The organism is Azohydromonas lata (assembly GCF_034427735.1).
Classification (GTDB): domain Bacteria; phylum Pseudomonadota; class Gammaproteobacteria; order Burkholderiales; family Burkholderiaceae_C; genus Azohydromonas; species Azohydromonas lata.
Genome location: NZ_JAXOJX010000002.1, coordinates 68,352 through 79,503 on the forward strand (window position 1 = coordinate 68,352; position 11,152 = coordinate 79,503).

The 11,152-nt window shown below is 72.1% G+C and carries 10 protein-coding genes; 9 read left to right on the forward strand and 1 reads right to left on the reverse strand.

Annotated features, from left to right (window positions below):
- Positions 1 to 45: 45 nt before the first annotated feature.
- A complete protein-coding gene (locus SM757_RS02385; protein WP_407655732.1) occupies positions 46 to 2,427 on the reverse strand; it encodes a penicillin-binding protein 1A in 2,382 nt (793 codons plus the stop codon).
- A 207-nt stretch (positions 2,428 to 2,634) separates the two neighbouring features.
- On the opposite strand from SM757_RS02385, the gene pilM reads away from it, so the two are divergent.
- The 9 genes from pilM (at position 2,635) to SM757_RS02430 (ending at position 11,152) form a co-directional block, all read left to right on the forward strand.
- The gene (gene pilM, locus SM757_RS02390) at positions 2,635 to 3,762 is read left to right on the forward strand and encodes a type IV pilus assembly protein PilM (RefSeq protein WP_322464246.1); all 1,128 of its coding nucleotides are present in this window, start codon (positions 2,635 to 2,637) and stop codon (positions 3,760 to 3,762) included.
- Positions 3,753 to 4,376, forward strand: a complete 624-nt coding sequence (locus tag SM757_RS02395; protein WP_322464247.1) for a PilN domain-containing protein — start codon at positions 3,753 to 3,755, stop codon at positions 4,374 to 4,376. The genes pilM and SM757_RS02395 overlap by 10 nt, the downstream gene beginning before the upstream one ends.
- 128 nt (positions 4,377 to 4,504) lie before the next feature.
- Positions 4,505 to 5,029 carry a type IV pilus inner membrane component PilO gene (locus tag SM757_RS02400; RefSeq protein WP_322464248.1) on the forward strand — a complete coding sequence of 175 codons (525 nt, stop codon included), beginning with the start codon at positions 4,505 to 4,507 and terminating at the stop codon, positions 5,027 to 5,029.
- Entirely contained in the window at positions 5,026 to 5,580 is a 555-nt protein-coding gene (locus SM757_RS02405; RefSeq protein ID WP_322464249.1) for a pilus assembly protein PilP, read from the forward strand. Before SM757_RS02400 ends, SM757_RS02405 begins: the two co-directional genes overlap by 4 nt.
- Positions 5,577 to 7,196: a type IV pilus secretin PilQ gene (locus SM757_RS02410; protein WP_322464250.1), complete on the forward strand. Its 1,620-nt coding sequence runs from the start codon at positions 5,577 to 5,579 to the stop codon at positions 7,194 to 7,196. Before SM757_RS02405 ends, SM757_RS02410 begins: the two co-directional genes overlap by 4 nt.
- Before the next feature lie 97 nt (positions 7,197 to 7,293).
- On the forward strand, positions 7,294 to 7,896 hold the full coding sequence (locus SM757_RS02415; protein ID WP_322464251.1) for a shikimate kinase: 603 nt from the start codon (positions 7,294 to 7,296) through the stop codon (positions 7,894 to 7,896).
- Between the two features lie 9 nt (positions 7,897 to 7,905).
- Positions 7,906 to 9,000 carry a 3-dehydroquinate synthase gene (gene aroB / locus SM757_RS02420; protein ID WP_322464252.1) on the forward strand — a complete coding sequence of 365 codons (1,095 nt, stop codon included), beginning with the start codon at positions 7,906 to 7,908 and terminating at the stop codon, positions 8,998 to 9,000.
- Positions 9,001 to 9,112: 112 nt separating this feature from the next.
- The gene (locus SM757_RS02425; protein ID WP_322464253.1) at positions 9,113 to 10,252 is read left to right on the forward strand and encodes a deoxyguanosinetriphosphate triphosphohydrolase; all 1,140 of its coding nucleotides are present in this window, start codon (positions 9,113 to 9,115) and stop codon (positions 10,250 to 10,252) included.
- Positions 10,253 to 11,152 (forward strand): transposase, encoded by a 900-nt coding sequence (locus tag SM757_RS02430; protein WP_238455680.1) that lies wholly within the window; start codon positions 10,253 to 10,255, stop codon positions 11,150 to 11,152. It abuts the gene before it with no gap.

Sequence of the window (11,152 nt, forward strand, 5' to 3'; positions counted from 1 at the left end):
GCCCCTGGGCCGGCGTTTTCGCTGGTGCGGCGCTTGAGAAAAGCGTCAGCGCTTGAACAGGTCCAGGATGGACTTGCGTTCCTCCTCCGAGGCCGCGGGTTCCGCGCCGGCCGGCGGCTTGTCGCCCAAGCCCACGCCGGTCACGCCCTCGCCGTGGGCGTACTCCTCGTAGAACCACTCGCCGCCCACGTTGACCACGCCCTGCGGCGCCTCCATCTCCTGCACGGGCACGTTGCGCAGCGCCCGGCCCATGAACTCGATCCACACCGGCAGCGCCAGGCCGCCGCCGGTTTCGCGGTCGCCCAGCTTGCGTGGCTGGTCGTAGCCGATCCACACCACTGCGGCCAGCGAGGGCTGGAAGCCGGCGAACCAGGCGTCCATTGCATCGTTGGTGGTGCCGGTCTTGCCGTAGAGGTCGGGACGGCGCAGCGTGGCCTGCGCCTTGGCGGCGGTGCCGGAGCGCGCCACCTCCTGCAGCAGGCTGTCCATCACGAAGGCGTTGCGGGCGTTGAGCACGCGGTTGTCGTCCGTGAGCGCCTGCGGCGGGCTGTCGTGCAGCACGCGGCCGTCGGCATCCGTCACGCGGCGGATCAGCACCGGGTTGAGCAGGTGGCCGCCGTTGGCGAACACGCTGTAGGCGGTGGCCATCTGCATGGGCGTCACCGAGCCTGCGCCCAGCGCCATGGTCAGGTAGGCCGGATGCTTCTCGGCTTCGAAGCCAAAGCGCGTGATCCACTGCTGCGCCGTGTGCGTGCCCACGTTCTGCAGCACGCGGATGGAAACCATGTTCTTGGACTTGGCCAGCGCGCGGCGCAGCGTCATGGGGCCGTCGAAGGTGCCGTCGTAGTTCTTGGGCTCCCAGGGTTGGCTGCCGGTGGTGCCGGCATCGAAGAACAGCGGGGAGTCGTTGACGATGGTGACCGGCGTGAAGCCTTTTTCCAGCGCCGCGGAGTAGATGAACGGCTTGAAGCTGGAGCCCGGCTGGCGCCAGGCCTGCGTGACGTGGTTGAACTTGTTCTTGCGCCAGTCGAAGCCCCCCACCAGCGCACGTATGGCCCCGTCGCGCGGGTCCAGTGCCACGAAGGCGCCCTCGACCTCGGGCTGCTGCGTCAGCGTCCAGCTGTCCTTGGGCCCCTTGACGGCACGCACCACGGCGCCGCGGCGAATCTGCTTTTGCGCCGCGGCCTTGTCGGAGAGGCCCGACGCCACGGGCTTGAGGCCGTCGCCCGTGACGGTGATGGACTCGCCGGATTGCAGCACCGCCACCACCTTGCGCGGCGAGGCTTCGAGCACCACGGCGGCGCGCAGGTCGTCGTTGTCCGGGTGGTCATTGAGCGCCTCGGCGATGCGCAGGTCCAGCTCCTTGGGGTCGTTGGGCAGGTCCACGTAGGCCTCGGGGCCGCGGTAGACCTGGCGCCGCTCGTAGTCCATGAGGCCGCGGCGCAGCGCCTGGTAGGCCGCCTTCTGGTCCTCGGCATTGAGCGTGAGCTGCACGTTGAAGCCGCGCGTGTAGGCCTCGTCGCCGTACTGGCTGAACATGAGCTGGCGCGCCGTTTCGGCCACGTACTCGGCGTGCACGGCCACGTCCGAGGGCGTGCGGTAGTGCAGCTCCTCGTGCTTGGCCGCATCGTGCTGCGCCTGCGTGATGAAGCCGCCTTCGAGCATGCGGTCGATGATGTACTGCTGCCGAATGGTCGCGCGGCGCGGGTTGGCCACGGGGTTGTAGGCCGAGGGCGCCTTGGGTAGCCCGGCCAGCATGGCCGCTTCGGCAATCGAAACCTTTTCCAGTGGCTTGCCGAAGTAGGTTTCGCTCGCGGCGGCGAAGCCGTAGGCGCGCTGGCCCAGGTAAATCTGGTTCATGTACAGCTCAAGGATGCGCTCCTTGCTGAGCTGGTTCTCTATCTTGAGCGCGAGCAGGATCTCGTAGATCTTGCGAGTGAACGTCTTCTCGCGGGAGAGGTAGAAGTTGCGCGCCACCTGCATGGTGATGGTGGAGGCGCCCTGGCTGCGCGACTCGCCGAAGTTGGCCAGGCCCGCGCGCAGCACGCCCAGGTAGTCCACGCCGCCGTGCTGGTAGAAGCGCGCGTCCTCGATGGCCAGCACCGCGTCCTGCATCACCTTGGGGATCTGCGCGATGGGGAGAAAGCGCCGGCGCTCCTCGCCGAACTCGGCCAGCATCACCCCGTCGGCGGAGTAGATGCGCATGGGCAGCTTGGGCCTGTAGTCGGCCAAGCCGTCGATCTGTGGCAGTTGCGGATAGGCCACTGCCAGCGCAATGGCGCCCAACACGGCCACCGACAGCGCCAGCGCCGTGCAGGCACCCAGCAGCACCATCAGCGGGCGTAAAAGCCAGCGGGACAAAGGGCTGCGACGGGTGGGGGAGGCGGGTTTGGAAGAGGAGTTGGGCGGACGCCCGGGTTCGGTCATGAGGCGGGCTCGGCCAGGCAGAAAAGACTTCAATTATAGAAAACGCCCCCTCGCGTCCCGGCGCCAAGCCCCAATCCCGAGCCGGTGTACGGCAGCACTGTCCGGTGCGCACGCGGCCTGCGTGTCTTCCCACAGGTCTTTTCCCTAGTGCAGCGCAGCAAAAGCGGCGCATAGCATTAAGTTACTTATGGATACGACGCGTTTCAGATGAGACTTTTCCTGCGCGGATTGCTGCGAGGGTTGCGGCGTGGCGGCAGCCAGGCGTCGTTGCTGGGCGTGGACCTGGGCAACGCCAGCGTGCGCGTGGTGGAGTTGGGCGGCAGTGCCGAACGGCCGGTGCTGCAGGCGCTGACGTGTGAGGCGCTGGACAAGGGCGTCATGAACGACGGACAGGTCGAGGACTTCGACGCCGCGGCCGCCGCCCTGCGCCGCGCCGTGCAGCGCTGCGGCACCGGTACGCGCCGCGCCGCGCTGGCCTTGCCGGCGGCGGGCGTGGTCACCCAACGCCTGAGCCTGCCTGCCGGTTTGACCGAGGCGGCGCTGGAGCAGCGGGTGCAGGCCGCGGCGCAGCACCACTTCCCGTTCGCGCCGGACGAGATGGGGCTGGACTTCTGCGTGCTGGGTCCCGCCGAGGCCGCAGGCCAGGTGGACGTGCTCATGGCCGCCTCGCGCCAAGACCGCGTGCAGGACCGCCAGGGCGTGGCCGAGGCCGCGGGGCTGGAACCGGTGGTGCTGGACGTCGAGCCCCATGCCGCGCACCGCGCGCTGGCCCGCATCGCCGCGTCGCTGCCGGTTGGGGCGCAAGCGGATGCGGCGGGCGCCGGGCCAGGGCCGGCGGCGGCGGTGGCGCTGTTCGAGATAGGCGCTTTTGCCACCCTGCTCAAACTGCTGCGCGGGGAGGAGGTGCTGTACGCGCGCGAACTGCCCGTGGGCGGCGCACAGTTCACGCGGCTCATTGCCCGGCACTGCGGCCTGGGCTTCGACGCCGCCGAGCAGATGAAGCTTGCCGGTACGGTGCCCGCCGCGCTGGCACCCATGCTGCAGGCCGAGTTCGCGGACGGGCTGGCGCAGGAGCTGGCGCGGGCGCTGCGCATCGGCCTAGCCAGCAGCCCGTGCCACGACGCCTGCCGCATCGTGCTGGCCGGTGCCACCGCCGCGCTGCCTGGCCTGCAGGCGTGCGTGGCCCGTCTCACCCACCTGGAAACGCACGTGGCCGACCCCTTCGCGGGCATGGCGCGGGCGGATGGCCTGGCTGCCGAGCGTCTGGCTGCGCTGGCGCCGGGCTGCTTGACGGCCTGCGGGCTGGCATTGCGCCGCTTTCACCCATGCTGCTGATCAACCTGCTTCCCCACCGCGAAGCGCGCCGCCGCCAGCGGCGCCAGGCGTTTCGGCACTCCCTGGCCGTTTCGGCCGGCGCGGGGCTGCTGCTGGCGCTGCTGGGCTGTGCCGGCCTGCAAATGCGCACCGCCGCCCAGGAGCGGCGCAACGACTTGCTCTCCGCCGGGAGCGCCGCGCTGGATGCACCGCTGCAGGCCGCCGCGCGGCTGCGCGCCGACGTCGCCGCGTTGCAGGCCCGCCAGGACGCCTGGGCCGCCGCGCAGGCCGAGCGCCTGCGGCCCGTGCGGCTGCTGCAGGCGCTGGCGCGGCACACGCCGGCCGGCGTGCAGCTCACTGCGCTGCGCCAGCGGGGAGAAGGGGCCACGCTTTCCGGCACTGCCTTGGATAGCCCCGGCGTAGCGGCGCTCACCGAGGCGCTGGCGCAGGCCGCCCCGGCACTGCCGCCACCCGCGCTGGTGGAGATGAAAGCCGTTGCCGCGCCCGGCTCCGAGCCGAGGCGGCGCTTCGATTTCACGCTGGAGCTGCGGTTGCAGCCGCTCGCGCGGGCCGCCAGTGGCGTGGCCGGCGGCGAGGCGCCCGGGGCCGGCCGTGCTGGCAAGGTGGCGTCGTGACGCGCGGCGCCTGGTTCCGCAATGCAGCTTGGCCGGCGCCTGCGGGCAGTGGGTCCCCAAGGCTTGGGCTGGATGGGTCCGACCCCGCCTCGTGGCCCCTGTGGCCGCGCCGCGCGCTGCAGGCCGCCGTGGCGTTGGCAGTGGCGGCGCCCGCGTGGCTGCTGCTGTCCGCGCAAGCCGACAGCGATCTCGCCGCCGCCCAGGCCCGCGAAGCCGAGTTGCGCCAGGCCTACACGGCCAAGCTGGCGCAGGCCGCACAGGTGGAGCCGCTGCAGCGCCGCCGTCAGGCGCTGCGCGAATGGGAAGCGGCCCAGCAACGGCGGATCGAACCCGGGCGGGCTGAAACCCTGGAAGCCGCGCTGCACCAGTCCGCGCTGCGGCATGGCCTGCAAGTGGAGCTCATGCGCCCGGAGCCGGCGCAGCCGCACGCCGTGCCGGCGCTGGTGCCCGTCACGCTGCGCCTGGTGGGCCGCTACGACGCGCTGGGCGCCTTTGCCGCGGACGTCGCGGCGCTGCAGCCGCCCGTGGCGCTGCACGACCTGCAACTGGCCGCCGCGCGCGACGCGGGGCTGGTCCTGGAAGCCACGGCGCGCGCCCTGGCCCAGCCCGCGGACGCGGACAAGGCCGTGCGCCCGGCGGAGGCGCGCCCATGAGCCGCGTGCTGCCCCGCGCCGCCGTGGCACTCGCCGCAGCGCTGCTGGCCGCCTGCGGCGCCGACACGGGCGAGCTGCAGGCCTGGATGGAGCGCGAACGCCAAGCCGCGTCCGCACCGGCCCTGCCGCCCTTGGTGCTGCCTGTGCTCGCACCGGAAACCGCCGTGGCCTTCGTTGCCGAGGGCGTCGAGCCGGTGCAGAACCCGTTCGACGCGCACAGGCTCGATCCCGCGCCCGCTGCGGCGTCGGCCCCCGCGGGCGGCGCAGCAGACGTGCCGGACCCGGGCCGCGAACGCGAGCCGCTGGAGGCTTTCCCCCTGGATTCGCTGCGCATGGTGGGCAGCCTGGCGGGCGACGGCCGCATGCAGGCGCTGGTGCAGGCGCCCGGCGCCATTCACACGGTGCAGGTCGGCAACCGGTTGGGCACGCAGGGCGCTCGCATCACGGCCATCACCGAAACCGCCATCACGCTGCGCGAGCGCGTGCGGGACGCCGCGGGCGCCTGGAGCGAACGCGGCGCCACGCTGGCACTGCAGGAGACGGGACGATGAGGAGTCCGGCTGCCGCACGCCTTGTGCCCCTGGCCTGCGCCCTGGCGGTGGGCAGTTGGGGTCCGCCGGCCCGCACGCAGCAGGCGGATGCGACCACCGCCCCGGACGCGGCGGCCACCGTGGCCGTGGCGGCGCCCGCTGCCGCGCCGCGCCCCATTCCCGGTGCCTCGGCGCGCTACGGGGGCGCGCGGCTCTCGCTGAACTTTCAAAACATCGAGGTGCGCTCGGTGCTGCAGGTGATCGCCGACTTCACCGGCATCAACGTCGTGGCCAGCGACACCGTCACCGGCAGCGTCACGCTGCGATTGAAGGACGTGCCCTGGGACCAGGCGCTGGACACCATCCTCCAGGCCAAGGGCTTATCAATGCGCCGCAGCGGCGACGTGATCTGGGTGGCGCCGCGCGAGGAGCTGCTGGCGCGCGAGGCGTCGGAGCTGGAGCTGCAGAAGCGGGTGGCCGAGCTGGAGCCGCTGCAGACCCGCGCCTTCCAGCTCAACTACGCCAAGGCCGAGGCCGTGGCCCGCGCCCTGGGCGGCCAGCAGCCGGCGGCAACGCCCGCGCCCGGCGGCGCCACGGCCGCGGCGCTGGCACCCCTGTTCGGCGGCGCGGGCGCCATGCCGCCGGTGACCCGGCTGCTGTCCGCGCGCGGCAGCGTGCTGGCGGAACCGCGCACCAATCAGCTCTTCGTCACCGACGTGCCGGCGCGGCTGGCCGACGTGCAGGCGCTGATCGCGCGCATGGACATCCCCGTGCGCCAGGTGCTGATCGAGGCCCGCATCGTCGAGGCCGACGACCGCTTCGGCCGCGCCTTGGGCGTGCGCCTGGGCACCTCCGACCTGCGCGGCGCCGCGGGCCAGCGCCCGGGCTTCGGCTTGGGCGGCAGCTTCATCGCCCCCGGCGGCAACTACAACGCCGTGGGCGCGAGCACCGGGCAGGGCGCCACGGCCACGTACAACGACACCCGCTTCGTCAACCTGCCGGCCAACGCCGGCGCGCTGGGCACGGCCGCCACGCCGGCCACGCTGGCGCTCACGCTCTACAGCGCCGCGGCGCACCGCTTCCTCAACCTGGAGCTTTCGGCGCTGGAGGCCGACGGCAAGGGCCGCGTCGTCTCCAGCCCGCGCGTGGTCACGGCCGACCAGGTCAAGGCTGAAATCGAGCAGGGCGAGGAGATTCCGTACCAGTCCGGCACCTCCAGCGGCGCCACCCAGGTCGAGTTCAAGAAGGCCAGCCTGCGCCTGGAGGTGACGCCGCAGATCACGCCGGACGGGCAGGTCATCCTGGACGTGCTGGTGAGCAAGGACAGCCGCGGCGCGCTCACTCCCACGGGCCCGGCCATCAACACCAAGCGCGTGCGCACGCAGGTGCTGGTGGAGGACGGCGGCACCGTCTCGCTGGGCGGCATCCTGACCCAGGAGGAGCGCAAGGACGTCAACAAGGTGCCCGTGCTGGGCGACCTGCCCGGCATCGGCGCGCTGTTCCGCGACAGCGTGCGCGTGGACAACCGCACCGAGCTGCTGGTGTTCATCACGCCCAGCGTGGTGGCCGGCCGCGCGGCCGCTCGCGAGGATGCGCAGCCCGCCCAACGACCGGACGAACGCACGCCCGCTCGCTGAGGCCGCGCCGGCGCGTCAGCGGCGCGAAGGCGCCGCCGCGTCATACTCGCGCCTTTTCGCAAGCCCGCAGCGCGCTTCTCGCGCCGCTTCCCGCGCCGTGCCCTTGATCTCCCTCGTCGGTATGCCCGGTGGTGGCAAGTCCACCGTCGGCCGCCAGCTCGCCAAGCAGCTCGGCCTGCCTTTCTTCGACTCCGACCACGAGATCGAGGCGCACATCGGCATGTCCATCCGCTCCTTCTTCGAGCTGCACGGCGAGCCGGCCTTCCGCGACCTGGAGACGCAGACCATTGAGCGCCTGTCCCGCGGCCCGCATTGCGTGCTGGCCACCGGCGGCGGCGCGCCGCTGCGCGAGCAAAACCGCCAGATCCTGCGCGAGCACACGCACGTGATCTACCTGCGCTCCACGCCGGAAGACCTTTTCAGGCGCCTGCGCCACGACACCACGCGGCCGCTGCTGCAGGTGAAGGACCCGCTCAAGCGGCTGCGCGACCTCTTCCGCGAGCGCGACCCCCTCTACCTGCGCGCGGCGCACTTCGTGATCGAGACCGGCCGGCCCTCGGTGCCGGCGCTGCTGCAGATGATCCTGATGCAGCTGGAGCTTGCCGGCCTGGTAGATGCTTCGCGCGTGCCTTCGCCCATCGATCCCCACGTCGAACCCTTTGCCGGCCCCGCTGTCGGCCCCGAGCCGGGCCCTGCCTAAAATTTCCGCATGAACTCCGTCCCCACCAGCGAGCTGCGCATTGACCTTGGCGAGCGCAGCTACGACATCCGCATAGGCTGCGGCCTGCTGTCCGACCCCGCGTCCTGGGCCGGCCTGCCGCGCGCCTCGCAGGCCCTCATCGTCAGCAACACCACCGTGGCGCCGCTGTACGCCCAGCGGCTGCAGCAGGCGCTGGCGCCGCACCACGCGCGCGTGCTGCAGGTCGTGTTGCCCGACGGCGAGGAATACAAGGACTGGGCCACGCTCAACAGCATCTTCAACGCGCTGCTGGCAAACGAATGCGACCGCCGTACCGTGCTGTACGCCCTGGGCGGCGGCGTGGTGGGCGACATCACCGGCTTCGCCGCGGCCTGCTACATGCGCGGCGTGCCCTTCGTGCAGGTGCCCACCACGCTGCTGGCGCAGGTGGACTCCTCGGTGGGCGGCAAGACCGCCGTCAACCACCCGCGCGGCAAGAACATGGTGGGCGCCTTCTATCAGCCGCAGCGCGTGATCTGCGACCTGGACGTGCTGGACACCTTGCCCCCGCGCGAGCTCTCCGCCGGCCTGGCCGAGGTCATCAAGTACGGGCCGATTGCCGACCTGGCTTTCCTGGACTGGATCGAGGCCCACCTCGATGCCCTGCGCGCGCTGGACAAGGCGGCCCTGGCCCACGCCGTGCGGCGCAGTTGCGAGATCAAGGCGGCGGTGGTGGCCGCCGACGAGCGCGAGAGCGACCTGCGCGCCATCCTCAACTTCGGCCACACCTTCGGCCACGCCATCGAGGCGGGCCTGGGCTACGGCCAGTGGCTGCACGGCGAGGGCGTGGGCTGCGGCATGGTGATGGCCGCCGAGCTCTCGGCCCGGCTGGGCCTGGTGCAGGCGGACTTCCCGCGCCGCCTGCGCACGCTGGTGGAGCGCGCCGGGCTGCCCGTGCGCGCGCCCGCGCTGCCCATGGAGCAGTGGCTCTCGCTCATGCGGCTGGACAAGAAGGCGCTGGCGGGCGAGATCCGCTTCGTCCTGATCGACGGCCTGGGCAAGGCCGTGCAGCGCACCGCGCCGGAAGCGCTGGTGCGCGAGGTGATCGCGGCCTGCAGCGCCTGACCAGCCTGAAGCGCCACGCGCCGCCGGGCTTGGGCGAGCGGCCCAAGGCCCGCGGCCTGCCCGGCCCAAAGGTCCGGCACCCTGCGCCGGACCTGACAAGGAGGATGAATCCATGCCCTTGGCGCCCTATGCCAGCGACCCGGCGCGCACCCGCGGGCGGCGGCACGCGCAACCGGCCGCGCCCACGCGCAGCGACTACCAGCGCGACCGCGACCGCATCGTCCACAGCACGGCCTTCCGCCGCCTGGTCTACAAGACCCAGGTCTTCCTCAACCACGAGGGCGACCTCTACCGCACGCGGCTCACGCACTCGCTGGAGGTGGCGCAGCTTGGGCGCTCCATCGCCCGCACGCTTGGGCTGGACGAGGACCTGGTGGAGGCCATCGCCCTGGCCCACGACCTGGGTCACACGCCCTTCGGCCACGCCGGGCAGGACGCGCTCAACGACGCGCTGCGCGAGCACGGCGGCTTCGAGCACAACCTGCAAAGCCTGCGCGTGGTGGACGCGCTGGAGCAGCGCTATCCGGACTTCGACGGGCTGAACCTCACCTTCGAGACGCGCGAGGGCATCCTCAAGCACTGCAGCCCAAGCAACGCCCGCAAGCTGGAGGCGCAGGAGCCCGGCGGCGTGGCGCGGCGCTTCATCGAGGGCACGCAGCCTTCGCTGGAGGCGCAGCTCACCAACCTGGCCGACGAGATCGCCTACAACGCCCACGACATCGACGACGGCGTGCGCTCCGGGCTGCTGTCGGTGGAGCAGATGAGGGCGGTGCCCCTGTTCGCGCGCTTTCACGACGAGGCGCTGGCCGAGCATCCCAGGCTCGCCGGCCGGCGGCTGCTGTTCGAGGCCATACGCCGCATGCTCTCGCAGCAGATGTACGACGTGATGGACGCCACGCGCGCGCGCCTGGAGCGCCATGCGCCGCAAAGCGCCGACGACGTGCGGCGCGCGGCGCCGCTAGTGTGCTTCAGCGACGCCATGCGCGACGAGAGCCGCCAGCTCAAAAGCTTCTTGATGCGCCACCTCTACCGCCATCCGCAAGTGATGGAGACCACCGGCCGCGCCAAGCGCGTGGTGCACGAGCTGGTGGCGGCCTACCTGGAGCAACCCGCCGAGATGCCGGCCGACTTCGCCCAGCGCGCCGACCTGCCGCGCGCCGTGGCCGACTACATCGCCGGCATGACCGACCGTTTCGCCCTGCGCGAGCACGCGCGCCTCACCGGCGCGCCGGCGTTCGAGGGCTTGTCGTAGATGGCGCGCCTTCCCCGCCTGGCGCTGGCCGGCCAACTGCACCACCTGGTGCTGCGCGGCAACGGCGGGCAGGCGCTGTTCGTCGATGACGAGGACCGCCAGCGCTGCCTGGACATGCTGCGCGAGGCGCTGCGGCTGCACCGCGTCGCGCTGCACGGCTACGTGCTGCTGGAGGACAGCCTTCAACTGCTGCTCACCCCGGAGAGCGGCGAGGGCCTGAGCACCGCCATGCAGGCGCTGGGGCGCCGCTACGTGGCCGCCTTCAACCGCCGCCACGGCCGTGCCGGCACGCTGTGGGAGGGGCGCTACCGCGCCACCGTGGTGCAGGCGCAGCGCCATTTCCTGCCGCTGCTCACGCTGGTGGAGTGGCAGCCGCAGCACTTGGGCCTGGCCGGCAGCGCGCTGGACTGGCCGTGGTCCAGCGCCGCCCACCACATCGGCCGCCGGCGCGATCCGCTGGTGACGGATCACCCGCTGTTCTGGGCCACGGGCAACACGCCGTTCGAGCGCGAGCTGGCGCACCGCGCGCGCCTGGAAGCCGGCTTGCCGCAAGCGCAGGCGCTCACGCTCATGGACGCCACGCTCAAGGGTTGGGTGCTGGGCGACGCGGCCTTCATCGCCGCGCTGTCGGCGCATACCGAACGGCCCCTGCAGCCGCGCCCGCGCGGGCGGCCCCGCAAGGCAGCCGCGCCGGCGGCCACCACGCCCGCCGCCAAGACCGGCACCCAGGCTGTCGCAAAGAGCCCACACGACGGCAGCGCGAAGTTGGTCACATCGCTTTCCGAAACTGCATCCGCAAGCAGTGTTCCAGCCGGTACAAAGCAGGCCGGCAAACGCGCCACCCGCCGCCGTGCGACCGCTAAATCCTTGAACGGATTGAGGAATCAGGCACCAAAGTGA